Origin of the sequence: Bdellovibrio bacteriovorus (genome assembly GCF_001592745.1) — a bacterium.
Lineage (GTDB): Bacteria > Bdellovibrionota > Bdellovibrionia > Bdellovibrionales > Bdellovibrionaceae > Bdellovibrio > Bdellovibrio bacteriovorus_B.
The window spans coordinates 464,153-479,679 of record NZ_LUKD01000001.1 but is presented as its reverse complement, the minus strand read 5'-3'; the positions used below and the strand labels follow the sequence as shown (position 1 = coordinate 479,679).

General features: G+C 46.0%; 17 protein-coding genes. 4 read left to right on the top strand and 13 right to left on the bottom strand.

The genetic code is table 11. The annotated features are described in order from the left end of the window. Positions 1 to 12: 12 nt before the first annotated feature. From AZI87_RS02235 to AZI87_RS02220, 4 genes are read right to left on the bottom strand one after another with little or no spacing between them, the layout of a single operon-like run. Entirely contained in the window at positions 13 to 921 is a 909-nt protein-coding gene (locus AZI87_RS02235) for an MBL fold metallo-hydrolase (protein WP_063204806.1), read from the bottom strand. Further along, the gene (locus AZI87_RS02230) at positions 902 to 1,675 is read right to left on the bottom strand and encodes a lysophospholipid acyltransferase family protein (protein ID WP_063204805.1); all 774 of its coding nucleotides are present in this window, start codon (positions 1,673 to 1,675) and stop codon (positions 902 to 904) included. Before AZI87_RS02230 ends, AZI87_RS02235 begins: the two co-directional genes overlap by 20 nt. Beyond that, on the bottom strand, positions 1,672 to 2,616 hold the full coding sequence (locus AZI87_RS02225) for a phosphatidate cytidylyltransferase (RefSeq protein WP_063204804.1): 945 nt from the start codon (positions 2,614 to 2,616) through the stop codon (positions 1,672 to 1,674). The genes AZI87_RS02230 and AZI87_RS02225 overlap by 4 nt, the downstream gene beginning before the upstream one ends. Continuing rightward, positions 2,616 to 3,974, bottom strand: a complete 1,359-nt coding sequence (locus AZI87_RS02220) for a sigma-54-dependent transcriptional regulator (protein ID WP_063204803.1) — start codon at positions 3,972 to 3,974, stop codon at positions 2,616 to 2,618. The genes AZI87_RS02225 and AZI87_RS02220 overlap by 1 nt, the downstream gene beginning before the upstream one ends. Before the next feature lie 137 nt (positions 3,975 to 4,111). On the opposite strand from AZI87_RS02220, the gene serA reads away from it, so the two are divergent. Further along, a complete protein-coding gene (serA, locus tag AZI87_RS02215) occupies positions 4,112 to 5,317 on the top strand; it encodes a phosphoglycerate dehydrogenase (protein ID WP_063204802.1) in 1,206 nt (401 codons plus the stop codon). A 21-nt stretch (positions 5,318 to 5,338) separates the two neighbouring features. Here serA and AZI87_RS02210 read toward each other — a convergent pair whose 3' ends face one another. The 5 genes from AZI87_RS02210 to AZI87_RS02190 form a co-directional block, all read right to left on the bottom strand. After that, positions 5,339 to 7,114 (bottom strand): NHL repeat-containing protein, encoded by a 1,776-nt coding sequence (locus AZI87_RS02210; RefSeq protein WP_155722481.1) that lies wholly within the window; start codon positions 7,112 to 7,114, stop codon positions 5,339 to 5,341. A 173-nt stretch (positions 7,115 to 7,287) separates the two neighbouring features. Then, positions 7,288 to 8,670 (bottom strand): FAD-binding oxidoreductase, encoded by a 1,383-nt coding sequence (locus AZI87_RS02205; RefSeq protein WP_063204800.1) that lies wholly within the window; start codon positions 8,668 to 8,670, stop codon positions 7,288 to 7,290. An 8-nt stretch (positions 8,671 to 8,678) separates the two neighbouring features. Continuing rightward, entirely contained in the window at positions 8,679 to 8,888 is a 210-nt protein-coding gene (locus AZI87_RS02200) for a YgaP family membrane protein (protein WP_063204799.1), read from the bottom strand. A gap of 1 nt (position 8,889) precedes the next feature. Continuing rightward, the gene (gene grxD / locus AZI87_RS02195; protein ID WP_063204798.1) at positions 8,890 to 9,192 is read right to left on the bottom strand and encodes a Grx4 family monothiol glutaredoxin; all 303 of its coding nucleotides are present in this window, start codon (positions 9,190 to 9,192) and stop codon (positions 8,890 to 8,892) included. A 20-nt stretch (positions 9,193 to 9,212) separates the two neighbouring features. Continuing rightward, complete coding sequence (locus tag AZI87_RS02190; protein WP_253696357.1) at positions 9,213 to 9,425, bottom strand: BolA/IbaG family iron-sulfur metabolism protein; 213 nt, start codon at positions 9,423 to 9,425, stop codon at positions 9,213 to 9,215. A gap of 80 nt (positions 9,426 to 9,505) precedes the next feature. Here AZI87_RS02190 and AZI87_RS02185 point away from each other — a divergent pair, with 80 nt between their 5' ends. After that, on the top strand, positions 9,506 to 11,455 hold the full coding sequence (locus AZI87_RS02185) for an LTA synthase family protein (protein WP_253696355.1): 1,950 nt from the start codon (positions 9,506 to 9,508) through the stop codon (positions 11,453 to 11,455). Positions 11,456 to 11,485: 30 nt separating this feature from the next. Here the strand turns inward: AZI87_RS02185 and AZI87_RS02180 are convergent, their stop codons facing one another. Then, positions 11,486 to 11,866: a BON domain-containing protein gene (locus AZI87_RS02180; RefSeq protein WP_063204797.1), complete on the bottom strand. Its 381-nt coding sequence runs from the start codon at positions 11,864 to 11,866 to the stop codon at positions 11,486 to 11,488. Between the two features lie 129 nt (positions 11,867 to 11,995). Further along, complete coding sequence (locus AZI87_RS02175) at positions 11,996 to 12,733, bottom strand: helix-turn-helix transcriptional regulator (RefSeq protein ID WP_063204796.1); 738 nt, start codon at positions 12,731 to 12,733, stop codon at positions 11,996 to 11,998. 89 nt (positions 12,734 to 12,822) lie between these two features. On the opposite strand from AZI87_RS02175, the gene AZI87_RS02170 reads away from it, so the two are divergent. Continuing rightward, the gene (locus tag AZI87_RS02170) at positions 12,823 to 13,230 is read left to right on the top strand and encodes a GFA family protein (protein WP_063204795.1); all 408 of its coding nucleotides are present in this window, start codon (positions 12,823 to 12,825) and stop codon (positions 13,228 to 13,230) included. Positions 13,231 to 13,250: 20 nt separating this feature from the next. On the opposite strand, the gene AZI87_RS02165 is transcribed toward AZI87_RS02170, so the two are convergent. Further along, positions 13,251 to 13,940 carry a PilZ domain-containing protein gene (locus AZI87_RS02165; protein ID WP_063204794.1) on the bottom strand — a complete coding sequence of 230 codons (690 nt, stop codon included), beginning with the start codon at positions 13,938 to 13,940 and terminating at the stop codon, positions 13,251 to 13,253. 1 nt (position 13,941) lies between these two features. After that, positions 13,942 to 15,084, bottom strand: coding sequence for a cyclic nucleotide-binding domain-containing protein (locus AZI87_RS02160; protein ID WP_063204793.1), 1,143 nt, complete (start codon positions 15,082 to 15,084; stop codon positions 13,942 to 13,944). Between the two features lie 116 nt (positions 15,085 to 15,200). On the opposite strand from AZI87_RS02160, the gene AZI87_RS02155 reads away from it, so the two are divergent. Further along, positions 15,201 to 15,518, top strand: a complete 318-nt coding sequence (locus tag AZI87_RS02155) for an HNH endonuclease (RefSeq protein ID WP_063204792.1) — start codon at positions 15,201 to 15,203, stop codon at positions 15,516 to 15,518. Positions 15,519 to 15,527: the final 9 nt, after the last annotated feature.

Genomic DNA, 15,527 nt, shown 5'->3' with positions numbered 1-15,527 from the left:
CCTAATTCTTTCCTAAAGCTGAAATCTTTTTTGGACGGTGAAATCGTGACCATTGCGTTCGATGACAGCAGCATCACAGTAGGGATCATGTTCAAAAAATAGATACCATTTTTGGTCTGCAGCCTGACTTAAGTACTTTTGTTTTTCTTCCATCAACGTCAGTGGGTGCAAGTCGTAACCCATCAGCCACGGAATCTTGACGTGCGAGCTTGTCGGAACGACGTCGCCACAGTAAAGCAGAGTGATGCTTCCGTCTGTCACTTTCACCATTTGTTGAGCTTGAGTGTGCCCGTTAGAAAGGAGCACCGAAACTCCGGGAAGAATTTCTTTTTCTCCCTCCAAAATGTTAAGCACACCGGCATCCATCAAAGGCTGAAAGTTCGCCGGATAGTAACTGGCGCGCTCGCGCAGGTTGGGTTTGCTAGCCGTTTCTAAGTTTCCCTTTTGAATCCAGTATTGGGCGTTGGGAAAGGTGGGCACCAGCTTTCCGTCTTTTTCCGTCGTAGCGCCGCCGGCGTGATCGAAATGCAGATGAGTCAGAATCACGTGATGAATATCTTCGGGCTTCAAGCCAAAGCCGTTTAAAGACTTTAAAAGAGAAGGGCCGCTATCGTCGATATTGTACATCTCGGCAAACTTCGTTCCTAATTTTTCACCGTATTTTGCAACAAAATCTTTGCCTAGGCCGTTACCTGTGTCGATGAGGATGTTTAAACCTTGAGATTTTAACAAAAGCCCGCGAGCTTCCATCGGGATGCGATTTTTTTCATCAGGTGGATTTGAGCGCTCCCACAGAACTTTGGGAACTGTTCCAAACATCGCGCCTCCATCCAAGCCGAACTCACCCGTAGGAATGGGGCAGACTTGGTAAGGGCCGATGGTCAGTGATTTTTTTTCGATATCAGACTTGTTCGGAGTCATCTTTTGTTTCTCCTTCGCCTTCGTTCGCTGTTTCGTGGAAGGCATTCGGATTGATCGTCAGCACCCACTGCTTATAAGCAGCATACACCTGCTGGATGGGACCGGGGGGATGAACCGGACCAACGTGCAAAACCAGTTTTCCCGGAAGAGGAATAGGCTGACCTTTCGGCCATAACTCCATATTGCCTTCAAGATATGTGAATAAAAGAGGCGTTTGCGTGCGCTCTGAAAATATAGAAACGCCTCGTTTAAATTCCTGAATTTTTCCGTCTTTAGAGCGAGTGCCTTCGGGGAAGATAATCAACCACATGCGTGGAAGCTCGGTCAAAAGTTTCAAAATCAGGTTGATGGCCTCACCACGACGGTCTTTGCGATCAATGGGGATGGCCCCCAAGCAGTGTTTAGAAAAGAATGTGAAAAGAGCGTTCGTAAAGAAGTAGTCCTTTGCCGCCGCAATATAAAGGTTCAGCCAGTAACGGCGCGGGATGGAGGCCGCAATGGAAACGGCGTCCAAGTGACTGGCGTGATTGCTGATAATGATCAGCTTGGGTTGCGTGCGATAGATCTCTTTGAACGGAGTTCCTTTTACTTGCAGACGGATGTAAAACTTAAAGGCGACGTTTTTAAGAAAGATCGACCACAAAAAACGCATAAACACGCTGAACATGTCGATATGACGAGTGAACAGCGGAAGGTGTTTTAAGTAGGTCGGCAGCTTGGTCCACTGCTCGTTTTCGTAGTTCCAATCCTTCATAGAATGACCGTCATCACGTAATAGTAAATAGGCGCCACGAAGATCAATCTGTCCACGCGATGTAAGAAGTCACCGCGACCGATAATGAACGGGCCGACAGTTTTCATTCCAGCATCACGACGAACCACCGTCATCACAAGATCCCCCACGAAGCCTCCTAAAGAAGCGACGAGGCCTGAAGCCAACCAATACTTGTCAGACCCATCAGGCAATAAGAAGCGCATAGAGCCTGCAAGGAACAATGTCAGAAGAATCGACGTCGCCGTACTTCCTACGGTACGACGAGGATTGATTCCAGGGAACATTCTCCAGCCACCAATGTAGCGACCCACTGCTAAGTTTGTGTTGTCACAGAACTCCGTCAGGATCACAAGATACATCACCTGATAAACGCCATTGGGGAATTTCAAAATCAATCCTAAGTGCATGAACGACCAGCCCAAGAAGATGAAGGCTAGCAATGTCAAAGACATGTACTGAATCATGCGTTTATAAGAATTGCGGATCAGCGGTACCAGACAACTGGCCCCCAACACGATCATCGGCATAGAGTTGTAAATATCAAGACGGTCATACCACGCACAGATTCCAAGGCCAATAATACCGGCATAACAAAGAAGGACGAAATAGCTGCGGTGGAACATCCCCATGATCTGGAAAAAGATTTTCGCACCTAAAATCGCAAGGGCCGTCAGGAACACCAAAGGCCAAGGCTCAGGCAGACCCATGACGATAAACATCAGCGGAGCTGCAATCAACCAGCTTTTAATGCTCGCCCAGGATTGAACGAAGTAGTAGTTCTTGTTACGGAAGAAAAAGGTGATCGCGCCGGAAACAAAGATGATCGAAAGAACAATCAAAACAGTTTGACGGTAAATATGACTTTCCCAGGCTGTGGGCATAGAGATGCGAATGGGAAAACTAAAATCAAAAAAATCCATTACGATGGTTCCTCATCAATTTTGTAGTCTTTGATCTTCTTGTAAAGATTGGATCTAGAGACTTGCAGTACTTTCGCCGCTTCCTCAACATCACGAGTTTGTTTTAAACAGGTGCGAATGGCGTGCGCTTCAAACTCTTCGACAAGAGTGTTGAGTCCTTTGTTGAAATCAATTGCCGTATACGAAGGAGCTCCCGGAGCCGTTGCTGTGGGCTTCAACCAAGCTGCGACATCTTCCTCGCGAATGAAAGGAAGGGGAGAGGTCAGGCTGAGCTGTTCGCAAACACGTTTGAGTTCGCGTACATTTCCTGGCCAGTTGTATTTTTTCAAAGCTGTAAGCCCATCGTCTGCAATGGTTTTATTGCGGCGGGGGCGTTCTGCTTCGAGAAAATGTTTAGCTAGCTCATCGATATCCTCAAGGCGATCTCGCAGGGGTGTCAGCTCGATACGCTGAGACGACAGTCGATAAAGCAGGTCTTCGCGGAATTCGCCAGCAGCCACCATCTTTTCTAAAGAACGGTTGCTGGCAGCAATCACGCGTGTTTTTACAATTGTACTTTCTTTTGCGCCCACACGACGAACTTCGCCGGTTTCTAAAAAGCGCAGAAGCTTTGCTTGCTGAGATAAGGGGAGGGCTTCAATCTCATCTAAGAAAAGATCGCCACCGTTAGCGGCCTCAGTCAGGCCCACCTTGTTTTGGTCAGCGCCGGTAAAAGCCCCTTTAACATGGCCGAACATTTCGGATTCAAATAAATTTTCCGGAATGCTTGCTAGATTCACGGCGATAAAAGGTCTGTCACCTTCTTGCTCGTGCAGAAGTCGGGCAACGACTTCTTTTCCGCATCCTGTTTCACCTTCGATCAGTACGGCATTTGTTTCACCGCGAAGATCGGCAATGCGTTTTTTTATTTTCATTGAAGCAGAAGAATTTCCCACCCAGCGAGTGGTATGGCGAGAAGAACTCGGATCCATACTTCGTAAATCCCAAAGTGCTTCGATTTTTTCTAAGATCAACAGGATTTCTTCAGGCATTAAAGGTTTAGCGAGAAAACGCTGGGCGCCGGCTTTAAGACAGCTCTCCATCAAAGAACGACTTAAATCTCCCGACATCGCAACCACTTCAAGCTGGTTGTTATGCTTCACTAATTTTTCGATGACCTGCGGACCTGCGGCTTTAGTGGTGCCAGGCTCTAAGTGCATATCCACGAAAGCAGCGTGATAGAATCGTTCATATTGAATGGCTTCTAAAGTCGGCGCAGAAAAAACTTTCCAATGATTCGGCAAACACATCTTCAACGATTGTTGAACTAACGGGTCATCATCGACGATAAGTAGAGAAAATACTCGAGTTGTTGCCATAGGTATTTAGTCTCTCTTGGGAATATGACTTTGACTATACTTTGCGCACTTCGTCAGCAGGACTCTCTCTGGCAAGCGTTCATTTTTGAAATGACTTATAAGGCCGTCGGATTAAACTAATTCTAGCGGAGGTGCGAGTGAGCGCTCTTAGAATTCTTCTTGTTGAAAACATCCATCCAGTAGCGCAGCAAACTTTGATTTCTGAAGGGTACAAAGTGGACCTGATCCCGCATGCACCTTCTGAAGAAGAATTACTGAAGATTCTTCCTAACTACGACGTTTTAGGCATTCGCTCAAAAACAGAAATCACCGCCAATGTTCTAAAGAGCAATCCTCACCTAACAACGATTGGCTGCTTTTGCATTGGTACAAATCAGGTCGACTTAATGACTGCGCGAGAGTCTGGGGTTCCTGTTTTCAATGCCCCTCACTCCAACACAAGATCGGTCGCAGAATTGGTTATCGCTGAAATGATTTCTTTGTCCCGCCAATTGGGTGACAGAAACACGAAGGCCCATGTTGGCGAGTGGGTGAAATCGGCTGAAGGCTCTCGCGAAGTGCGCGGTAAAACCTTGGGCATTGTCGGTTATGGTCATATCGGAAGCCAGGTCAGTATTCTTGCGGAATCGATGGGCCTAAAAGTCGTATTTTATGATGTGATTAAAAAACTTCCTTTGGGGAATGCTGTTGCTAAATCTTCTTTGGAAGAATTATTGAAAGTCTCCGATTTTGTGACTTTGCACGTTCCAGAAACTTCAGAAACCAAAGACATGATCGGCGCTAAGGAACTAGCGATGATGAAAAAAGGAAGTCACCTGATCAATGCCAGCCGTGGTACGGTGGTGGTGATCGAAGCTCTGGTTGAGGCGCTTAAATCAAAGCACATTGCCGGTTGCGCGATCGACGTGTTCCCTGAAGAGCCTGCCTCTAATAAAGAGAAATTTAAATCTCCACTTCAAGGAATTCCGAATGTGATTTTGACTCCGCACATTGGCGGTAGTACAGAAGAAGCTCAATATGCCATCGGCATGGAAGTCGCAGAAAGTTTCCGTCGCTATTTGAAAATTGGATCCTCGTCTGGAGCAGTGAATTTTCCGAATGTGGATCTGCCGGTGAAGCAGGGAACATCGCGTATTTTGAATGTTCATAAGAACGAACCGGGTGTGTTGGGTGAAATCAATGGTTTGATTTCTAGAGCTGGCGCCAATATCGAAGGCCAGTACCTGTCGACGGACGAAAAAATCGGTTATCTGGTCATGGACGTTCATTCGGCGCAAGCTCAAGCGCTCGCAGCCGACATTGGTAAGCTATCACGTTCTATCCGCACGCGTGTCGTTTACTAAGACCGACTGCAAAGATGTTTTTTATTCGTAAAGCAGGGTGCCGTCCGGTTTGAATTTTTTGACGGCATCGTTACTTTTATCCACGACAAAAAGACTTCCGAAGGCATCGGCAAAAATGCTCCAGGGTTGGTTGAATTGATTTAATTGCGTACCTGCACTGCCGAAATTCGTGACGTAGGTCCCATCAGCTTCATACTCGTAGATTTTGTTTTTGATAGTGCCTGCAATATAAACGCGGCCATTGCCGATTTGAGTGATGCCTAAGGCAGTTCCTACATCGACGTCGGCACCGGCGGCATCGAACGTATCTAGCAGAGCTCCCGCAGCACTGAATCTTTTGGGGATGGATTTAGTACCGTCAAAATCCAGTACCAAAATACTTCCATCTTTGGCGCAGTGGACGCCTGAGGGAACTCCAATCGCTCCAGGAAAAGCAGAGGCTGTGCCTAATGCCGTTGATAGAACCTGCAAGCCACCGCCGCCAAGATCGGCGATGTAAATATTGTCGTTGGCATCCACAGACATACTGTACGGAGCCGCAAGGGCTGGCACAACGACGGTACCTAAAAGATTTCCATCAAGATCGTACTTATTAAGAGTCGTCGGAGTAGAGGCGTTTGCAACAACAAGGACGTTACTGCTAGTCACTGCAAGAGCAGTGATCTGAGCCACGGGCTCGAAAGTTCTTTGCCAGTCGCCCTTGGCATTAAACTGCTCAACGCCCTTATCGGTTCCCACATAGAAATGACCGTTCTTAGCTTGCAGAACGCTGGTTGGGTTTTTCATTCCCGGAAGGTAGTCTTTTACGTAAGCTCCCGTGGAGGCATTAAAAACATACACGGTCTCGCGATAGCCGACATAAAGACGGTTTTCCGAAACAGTGGCTGTCGTGAGGTCACTCGTTCCCCATGCAGCGCCTCCACCTTCGGAACCATTGAGTGAAAAAAGAAGAGCCCCTGTCGGATCAAAAAATGTGATGCGAGCATCGCTGCCCATACGCTCGGTAAGAAGAAAGTTTCCGTCGGCATTTTTTTGAAGGTCTTCTAGCATCGACATAGCAATTTGTCGTGGCCAAGTGAATTTAGAGTTGAAAGTACCATCGGCATTAAAAAGCTGCACCCGGTCTGACCACATGTCAGCCACATAAATACTTCCATCGCTGTTCACAGTGAAGACCGGAGCTCCATTGATCTCACCGTCATTGGCGGCTTGAGTTCCCGTACCGAAAGTCAGTTGGTGTACACCCGCTGAATTGTATTTACGAATTTCAGCGTTGAATGCCACATAGATGGAACCGTCGGCCCCAATGCGGGGTTGCGTAGGAAGTGGCACATAAACTCCAGCGCCGGGATCTTCATCTCCATAGGTTACAATTTCACCCAAGTAGGTGCCGTTAATATCGTATTTTCGAATAAATCGGTGGGTGTTTTCATTTGGAGAAGCAGCAGCACCCGCGATGTAAATGTTTCCGCTGCTGTCAACGGTCAGACCATTAACGCTGAAAGTATCTGCGGGAGTAAAACTTTTTAAATAAGTGCCTGATTCAGAGACGACATAAATGTCATTAAAGGCATTAGCGAACACGAATTTCTTGTTGGGTGCGGCTCGCAGATAATTTTTAAATTGTCCGGTGAACGGTGTCATCAAAGGGAAGTTGCCTTTGACTGCTTGCAAGTTGTCGCCGCCCGAAGAAGACCCTTTTGATTTTGAACTTCCGAAAAGAGCGGTGTTGATTGAACAGCCGACAAGGATCAGCGATAGTCCCAAGCATAAAGTAACGTACCGTAGAGTTCTCATGAATAATTCCTAACAAGGTTCTTAGCCCTAGGAAGCTATTCGGAATATTCAGAAAATTTCTCGAAGTAAAACTATGCAATGTCGTGATAGTTGCTCCATCTTCATCCGCGGCAACGTCTTTCGTCCGTTGTTGAGACGTTGTTTACCCCCGGGGATGTGAGCTTATTCTTATCTTATATGACTTTTCCCGGATTCATAATCATGTCGGGATCAAACACTTTTTTGATTGATCGCATGATTTCAATCTCGGCTTCAGAGCGGGTGTAAGAAAGGAAAGATCGTTTTGTCATACCGACACCGTGTTCAGCAGAAATGGATCCCTTATACTTTTTTACCGTCTCAAAAACCATGATGTCGACTTTGCGGCACTCTTTCACGAACTCTTCTTTTGTCATTCCCGCAGGACGCAAAATATTGATGTGCAAGTTACCGTCACCGATGTGACCAAACCACACGACTTCCCAAGTGGGGTAGGCTTGCGCCAAAACTTTGTCTAAGTCATCCATGAACGGTGGCACTTTTGAAATTGTGACGGCGATATCATTCTTGTAGGGAGAATACTTTGCCAAAGACTCAGAGATGTCTTCACGGTAGCGCCAAAAGGTCGCCGCTTGAACGTCGGATTGACTGATGACTCCGTCAATCACCCAACCTTCTTCTAAGCATTTTTCAAAAACGCCCAAAGCATGTTCTTCATCTTGCTCGTTGCGAGCTTCCACTTCAGCTAACACATAAAAAGAAGCTTTGGTTTCTAGCGGAGCCGGCAGGCCGGTGTTTTCTAAAACCTTGTTCAAAGCTTTGTCCGAGAACATTTCAAACGCTACTAGTGAAGTCTTGGTTTTAAATTCCGCAAAGACTTTCATAACGGCATCAAGACCACTGACGGCCATCACCAACACCTTCATAGGTGGGGGCGCAGGAGCCAAACGGATTGTCGCTTCAACGATAAAACCTAAAGTTCCTTCAGAACCGATGAACAAGTGGCGAAGATCGTAGCCTGTGGCATTCTTAACGAGGCCATTATTCAGTTCAAGAACCTCACCAGAACCCGTCACCACTTTCAGTCCGATGATCCACTCGCGAGTCAAACCATAACGAACGACTTTGATGCCGCCCGCGTTGGTTGCGATATTGCCGCCCATTTGCGACGAACCTGTCGCCGCAAAATCAACGGGATAGAAAAGATTTTTAGAGTGAGCGAACTCTTGTAAAGCTTCAGTGACAACACCGGGTTCGATCACAACAGATTGATCCACTGAACTGAACTCTTTGATTTTGTTCATTTGGTCAAAAGAGACAACGACTTCACCTTGAGAAGCCACAGCAGATCCTGAAAGACCTGTACGTCCGCCAGAAGGGACCAGAGCGACTTTGTTTTTGCGGGCCCACTTTACAATAGCTACAACATCGTCGGTGCTGCGAGGAAAAACAATCGCAGTGGCTTTGATGTCGAAATAAGTCGTCCAGTCCTTACCCCAGTATTTGAGGCTTTCCTCGTCGGTTTTGATTTGGTCTTTTTGCAAAAAACTTTCAAGTTCGATGAGGGCCGTGGACATACAACATCCTATTCTTCGTCAGGAATCGCGCGATGATAATCTTTCAGAGTTCTTATTCTAAAGAAGGCGTAGACAGGACACAAGCCCCAAGCAGCGGTGATGAGGCCATACAAACCGATGTAAGCCCAAAAGGGACCGCCGGCGATGGCGTACGCAGTTAAGAATACGCCAATAACAAACCTTAAAATGCGGTCCCAAACGGCAACATTACATCTCATGTTATTTTAGAAGCTCTTGCAGCTCTCCAGATTGGTACATTTCCATCATGATATCGCTTCCGCCCACCAATTGTTTGTTGATGTAAAGTTGCGGAATTGTCGGCCAGTTGCCGTATTCTTTGATACCTGAACGGATTTCTTCGTCTTCAAGAACATTCACGTCATGGAATTGAACGCCGATGTCTTGCAAGATCGCGCAAGCACGTGCAGAAAAACCGCACATAGGGAATTGTTGAGTGCCTTTCATGAAAAGCACGATTTTGTTTTGATTTAGAATGGAATCAATTCTTTCATGAGTTGTCATGGGAACCTCTTTTAAAAAACTTACTTAATCTTAGTCTTGATTGAGAGTGCGTGAACCTCGCCAGTCTTTAATTCTGGACCAAAGCAAGCCATCACATGCTGATGCTGTTGAATGCGAGTCATCCCCGCGAACACAGGGCTTTCCACGAACACCTCATAGTGATCTTGAGTGCCTGTAAGATCGTAAACTTCGATCTTCGCGCCTTGGTAGTGAGATTCTAATCTTTCTTTCATTTGTTCTGGTGTCATAGAGGGGGAAAGTAGCAGAGGCACAGAGCTAAGTCCACTTGAATGACACGGGCGGTCGATGTACTATGGGCGATATGTTTGGACCGACGTCACGGCTGCTAAAAGTCTTTGCTTTAGCGCTCTTAGCCCTGCTTTTTTATTTCTTCGCACGCGTAGAGTTTCTGCTATGGAATTGGAGCCTTTTTAAATCCAAGGCAGTTTCAGACATTCTGTGGTCCTTCATTGTCGGTCTGCGCTTTGATATTTCGGCGGTCTTAAGCCTTTCCGCCCCTTTGATTTTAGCCGCCATGGTTCCGTGGCCTCGCAGCTGGCAAAAAGGGTGGCAGTGGCTTTTGGCTTTGGGTTTCACGGTCCTGCAGATCCCTCTTTTTATTTTAAATCTGGGCGATACGGAGTTTATTAATTTCGTGGGCCGCCGCTTTACTTATGACAGCCTTTTTATTATGGGCGAGTTGCAGGGGAAGATCTGGAATTTTATTTCCAGTTATTGGATTTTATTTCTGATCAACACCGCTTTGGTGGTGTTATTTGTTTTCGCGATCTTCCGTCTTAGTTTTAAAGAGCAAAAAGGCGTTTACTGGACAGGGCAAAGAAAAAAGCCGCTGGGGTATTGGCTATCGCACGCCTTCTTGTCGTTCGTAGCGATTGTGATTTCGGTCATAGGAATTCGCGGAGGTTTGCAAAGTAAGCCTGTGAATTTTGTCAGTGCCAATGTGTTTTCAGCGCCGTTATTAAATAATCTCGTTTTAAATTCGTCTTTTACGTTTATTAAAAGTTACGGCGCCCAAGGGCTTAAACAGGAAAAGTACTTTGAAAATAAAGACGACATGTTAAGACACTTAAATGGTGCTTACGTCGGTTCAAAATTGGAAGGACTTCGTTCGCCAAAACCTCAGAATATCGTTTTGATTATTTTGGAAAGTTTTGGGGAGGAGTACTTAGGCCCTGTGAATGGCAAAAGCTATACGCCCTTCATGGATTCTTTAATGGAAAAATCTTTGGTCTTTAAAAACGCCTATGCCAACGGTCGTCGTTCGATCGAAGGTGTGGGCGCGGTGATGGCGGGGATTCCAGCCTTGATGAGCGAGCCTTTTATCTCCTCACACTTCACTTCCAATTACTTTTTGGGTTTGGGCACTTTGCTTTCGCAAAAAGGCTACTCGACGAGTTTCTTCCACGGCGGTCATAACGGTACGATGTATTTCGACTCTTTTATGCAAAGTGCAGGTGTGGAAAAATACTTTGGTTCAAAAGAATACAATAATCCTTCCGATGACGATGGCGTGTGGGGGATTTGGGATGAGCCCTTTTTGCAATGGATGCTGGTGCAACTGGACTCTGTGCCTCAGCCTTTCATGACTTCGGTTTTCACACTTTCTTCGCACCAACCTTTCAAAGTTCCGGCGCAGTACAAGGATCAATTTCCTGAAGGGCCGATAGAGATTCTAAAAACAGTTGCTTACACGGACTTCGCTTTAAAAAAATTCTTTGAAGAAGCGGCTAAGAAACCTTGGTACAAGGACACTCTTTTTATTGTGACGGCCGATCATACGTCCATGCACTATCGTAAAGAGTATGAAAATGACCTGGGCAGCTACCGTATTCCTCTTTTCCTGTACCATCCTTCATTCAAATTTCCTCAAGTGGATACCGAAAAAATTGTTCAGCAAATTGATATTCCTCCGACAGTTTTGGATTTTTTAGGCATTCCTGAAAAAGATAAGAACTATTTAGGAAGTTCGATGTTCGTGGACGGGGACAAGTCGGCGGTGAATTTTATTGATGGACGTTATCTTCTTTTTGCCAATGACTTTTACCTGCGTTGGACGCCAGGGCATAATGAGCCGCAGATGTATTCTTTATTAGACCGTGATGGTGTTAAAGAACTGCAGGGCTCTGAAATCAGCGCTGATCAACAGGCTCGCAAACTTGCATTGGAGCAAAAGCTGAAAGCCACTATTCAGTATTTCAATGAAGGTATGTGGGACAATAAGCTTTATTATCCTACACGCTAGTACTGAAGCATTTAAGATGACGGCCACGAATCAGTGCTGCTGGCGAATTTCAAGATTGTTAATGACGCTTTTAACGCCCGGGATGTGTCTAGCGCAGACTAGAACTTCTTCAAGCGCTTCGCTCAAAATAGGCCCGCTTAAAGTGATGCTGCCTTTTTCCACCTGCACTTGAATTTCTTTTCCCGGCCCCAGGATTTGGCTTAATTCCGAAAACACCTTCATTTGCAAGCGGTCGTCGCGGGTTGTTCCGGTGCGGAAATATTCCTTCGCGTCAGCTGTAATCCTTTTGCCGGATTCGCTTTGAGTGAAATAGACATACGCCGCTCCGACTGCGGCTCCGGCAATCAACCACGGCCACAGACTTGATTTTTCTTCGGTCATTTCTTCCAATCCTTCAATCATATCTTCCATGGCGAATCCTTTTGATAGCTCGGGCGTTTCTCAAAGATTGCGGCAAAGAGCGTTCGAATTGAATCAAAAAGGAGAGTGCGTGATTAAGATCATGAAGCCCCGTGTGTAATTACAAGGTTTGGTGTGCAGTCACAGACTTTCAGAAAATTTTTGTAAGGTTTTCTGGAAAAGGTCCTGATGATGCATATCAAACGTCTCTTGCGCGTGCACAGAAGCTTTTTGAATCCGGTCCACGCGGAAGGCTCTTAGATCCTGACGTAGATGATCCCAGGCCATGACGTACCAGATGGGAAAACTGAGCAGCAGATAGTGGGGTTCGATCAAACGTTCCGTGATATTTTTCTTTTCATCACAGTAGGCAATCTTAAGGCGTCGCATTTCAAAAAAAGCTTCATGCAAAGAGTTTTGAACGTGAGCGGGAACCTCATCATAGGTCACACGCACACTCTCGGCGGCGTAAGCCGTTATGTGAACTCTTTTACGAATCAGCTGTAGTTTCTTACGATGTTCTTGAGGAAAGGATTGAAACACTTTATCTCTTAATGACTTCACATTGGAAAGCAGGACCGGAGAATTAAATCTTTCCGCAATCGCTAAGGACAAAAGCAGATCTAAAGATTCTTTGTAGTTCAGTTGCAGACGGCCTAAACCCCATTGGGCATTGATACGCACTCCTCCACCGCGTCCACGATCCGCTTCCACGGGTATCCCTGAGGCCGTAAGCTCTTTCAGATCACGCATTAAAGTGCGGTGACTCACTCGCAGTTTTTTTGCAAGTGCCAGACTGGTAGAGTGGTCCTCCGCCTTCAGAAGGCCTAAAAGGCGGTCCATTCGATCTTTTTTACTTTGATAACTGCTTTTCGCCATATTCTTCTTTTAAAAACAAATATGCCATATTTTGTCATATTTAAGTCTACACTGAAAGTACTAAAAGAGTTTGGAAAGGACGTTTTTCTATGGCAGAAAAAACTTATCACGGCAGTTGTCATTGTGGATCAGTCAAAATCAAAGCCAAAATAGATCTTAGCAAAGGGACCGGAAGGTGCAATTGCACGTATTGTCGCAAAGTGCGCAGTTGGAGTGTCATCATCAAGCCGGAAAACTTCGAACTGCTTGCGGGCCAAGAAAGTCTTTCCGACTATCAATTCGGTACTTTCAGCGGGCATCATCTTTTCTGCAAAAACTGTGGATGCCGTCCGTTTGGTCGGGGGCATGTCGAAGAAATCGGCGGCGCTTTTGTGTCCATTGCGCTGGCGTGCCTGGATAATGTCGATGCTCAAGAGCTGATTGATGCTCCGGTGACATACTTTGATGGCTTGAATAACAACTGGTTTAATAAACCTGCAGAAATCCGACATCTTTAATAGGGGCTTGGGCCCCTTTTTTAAGCTGCTTTTCTTCTGAAAAAGATTTCGCGCTGAAGATCTGTGAGTGACGTCACAATTTTTTCTTCGCTGGAATTTGCCAAGTGATTGAATTCCACACCCAACACCAGTTGCGTGTCATCCTTCACGCGGATGTTTTTGATCACGCCCTGAACCATTATGGGTTCACGATCGCCTAGAAAGATTTCAGCTTCGACTAAGTCTTCTAGGTGAAGATTTGCACTTTCTTGCATGATTTCCACCGCACAACCTTCCGTGCTTAAATCGATAAGACGGCAAGGGTGAGAGCAGATGGATTGGTTCAAATAATTAATAACAAATTCCGCCGAATAGTTTTCCGGCATCACGTAGCGATAGTTGCGACGTCTTTGTAGGTGGAACAGGTTTAACACCGTCAAAGTCACGTAGTGCTCCGACACGACCGGATGAGTTTCGAAAAGATATTTTTCGCCGCCAATTGAAAAGCTGGCGGTGAAAGTGTCTTTCTCGTTCGTGTTCATCGTCGTGTCTTCGGGATGATGACACTTAATCTGATTGTTCGAGTTGATGCTCACGGGTTTTAAAGCAATAGCGCGATCAAATTTATCACGAAGATAAAGAGTCTCTTTCTTAGCCAAAGCTTTTTGTAAAAGCATTTGCTTGTCAGAGTCGTTGCCGATGGCTTTAAAGACGATCAAGGCCTCACTCATCTTAGGCCGCCGCTACTATTTTATGGCCACATTCGTGGCAGAACTTCGCGCCCGCTTGCAATTCCACGGCGCACGCCGGGCAGGCTGGGCCGCCCACTGTTTTTTTCTTAGGTTTGTCTTCTTTTTCGTCCATGTCGACAAAGCCTTTTTCGTTCCATTTTTCAATTTCACGAAGCATCTTCCAGCTTTGGAAGATCGAGCGGAATTCTTTCAGTTCAAATTGCAGAATAACACCAGTGCTACCGGTTTTACGCTTCATGAATACGCCTTTACCCTCAAGACGGGCAAAGTGGTCATTGTTCAAGTTGATGCCGAGTTCATTTTTGCAGTGCTCGCTGAACTTTGCGAACTCAACACCCACGATGCCGAAACGGTCTGGCTGTTCGTTTTCGCAAAGTTTTAAAAGAGCGTCGAGCATTTGTTGACAAAGCTCGTCGACTTTCAAAAGATCTGAACGATTTTTGAAATAGTAATATTGATAGAATTCAAAGAAGCTTTCTAAAAGACCTAAATCCAAGAAATGAACTTTTTGAATTTCCTCGGGTCCATCTGGATTGTCTGGAGCTTTGCCCATCTCGTAAAGTGCGAGCTTCAATTTCACAAGGACATTGATCACCTGCTCCACGCGCTTCGGGCCTTCACCCATAACACGTTGAGAGTACTGCTTCATCATATTCCAATCCACAACAACACGGCCTGGAGTCGAGCGATCTCCCTTGTGGTTTGCAGTGTGAAAAACAGCGCCAAAAGCTTTCGCCACTTGGTCTTCAGGACAAGGAGAAGAGTCTTTTTCAAGCTTGCTAGAGCGAACATCATTCACGGCCAAACGAAGGCGATCGGCGAGAGACTTAATGATCACTTTCAACATTTGAGGAGCACCCTCATACTGCTGTTTCAAAGTTTCAACGGGGATTTCTAAAACTTTTGTTTCGGTCGTCGCAACCGCTGAAGTCGGGTGAGTGGACTGACCCAAAATCACCTGATCGCCCAGGATGTGAGAAGAGCCCAACTGGAACAAATCAATGGTCTTTTTTCCACGAATCAGACACTGATTGGCAGCACCAGTTTGAATAAGATAGACCGACGTGATTTTGTCGCCATCTTTATAGATCACTTCGCCTTTTTTAAAGGTTTTTACTGACATATGCTCGTTCTCCTTCACGTTGATATCGGTAAAAATCCCCTAAAAATAAAGGTATTCGCGGCACTTCAAAGGTCTAGAAACTTGCGGTCAGACCCGACTTAGACTATAACAGCCCCATGGATTATTTCTTTTCGGCAGCTCCTCCGGAGCACCAAAAACGTGAGAAAGCAAAGGCCCGCGAGCTGCGCCAAAGCCAATGGTGGAAGCAAGAGCTGGGTAAAGGTCTTTGCTATCACTGTGGAGAAAGATTTAAGCCTGCCGATCTCACAATGGATCACTTGATTCCCATCGCGCGAGGTGGGAAGTCCAACAAAAACAACTGCGTCCCGTCCTGCAAAGACTGTAATACAAAGAAGGGTTATAAAACCCGCGCCGAGATGGCTTTGGATGAGCTGTCTCAAACTTCTAAGCCCGAAACTTCCGACGAAGAGTAAACAAGCTAG

Coding starts and splice junctions, on each gene's coding strand:
- AZI87_RS02220 (WP_063204803.1), bottom strand. CDS start 3,974: ATGGCAACAACTCGAGTATTTTCTCTACTTATCGTCGATGATGACCCG.
- AZI87_RS02200 (WP_063204799.1), bottom strand. CDS start 8,888: ATGAGATGTAATGTTGCCGTTTGGGACCGCATTTTAAGGTTTGTTATT.
- AZI87_RS02190 (WP_253696357.1), bottom strand. CDS start 9,425: ATGAAAGAAAGATTAGAATCTCACTACCAAGGCGCGAAGATCGAAGTT.
- AZI87_RS02205 (WP_063204800.1), bottom strand. CDS start 8,670: ATGTCCACGGCCCTCATCGAACTTGAAAGTTTTTTGCAAAAAGACCAA.
- AZI87_RS02165 (WP_063204794.1), bottom strand. CDS start 13,940: ATGAGTGAGGCCTTGATCGTCTTTAAAGCCATCGGCAACGACTCTGAC.
- AZI87_RS02175 (WP_063204796.1), bottom strand. CDS start 12,733: ATGGCGAAAAGCAGTTATCAAAGTAAAAAAGATCGAATGGACCGCCTT.
- AZI87_RS02225 (WP_063204804.1), bottom strand. CDS start 2,616: ATGGATTTTTTTGATTTTAGTTTTCCCATTCGCATCTCTATGCCCACA.
- AZI87_RS02185 (WP_253696355.1), top strand. CDS start 9,506: ATGGGCGATATGTTTGGACCGACGTCACGGCTGCTAAAAGTCTTTGCT.
- AZI87_RS02155 (WP_063204792.1), top strand. CDS start 15,201: ATGGATTATTTCTTTTCGGCAGCTCCTCCGGAGCACCAAAAACGTGAG.
- grxD (WP_063204798.1), bottom strand. CDS start 9,192: ATGACAACTCATGAAAGAATTGATTCCATTCTAAATCAAAACAAAATC.
- AZI87_RS02170 (WP_063204795.1), top strand. CDS start 12,823: ATGGCAGAAAAAACTTATCACGGCAGTTGTCATTGTGGATCAGTCAAA.
- AZI87_RS02230 (WP_063204805.1), bottom strand. CDS start 1,675: ATGAAGGATTGGAACTACGAAAACGAGCAGTGGACCAAGCTGCCGACC.
- AZI87_RS02180 (WP_063204797.1), bottom strand. CDS start 11,866: ATGGAAGATATGATTGAAGGATTGGAAGAAATGACCGAAGAAAAATCA.
- AZI87_RS02160 (WP_063204793.1), bottom strand. CDS start 15,084: ATGTCAGTAAAAACCTTTAAAAAAGGCGAAGTGATCTATAAAGATGGC.
- AZI87_RS02210 (WP_155722481.1), bottom strand. CDS start 7,114: ATGAGAACTCTACGGTACGTTACTTTATGCTTGGGACTATCGCTGATC.
- AZI87_RS02235 (WP_063204806.1), bottom strand. CDS start 921: ATGACTCCGAACAAGTCTGATATCGAAAAAAAATCACTGACCATCGGC.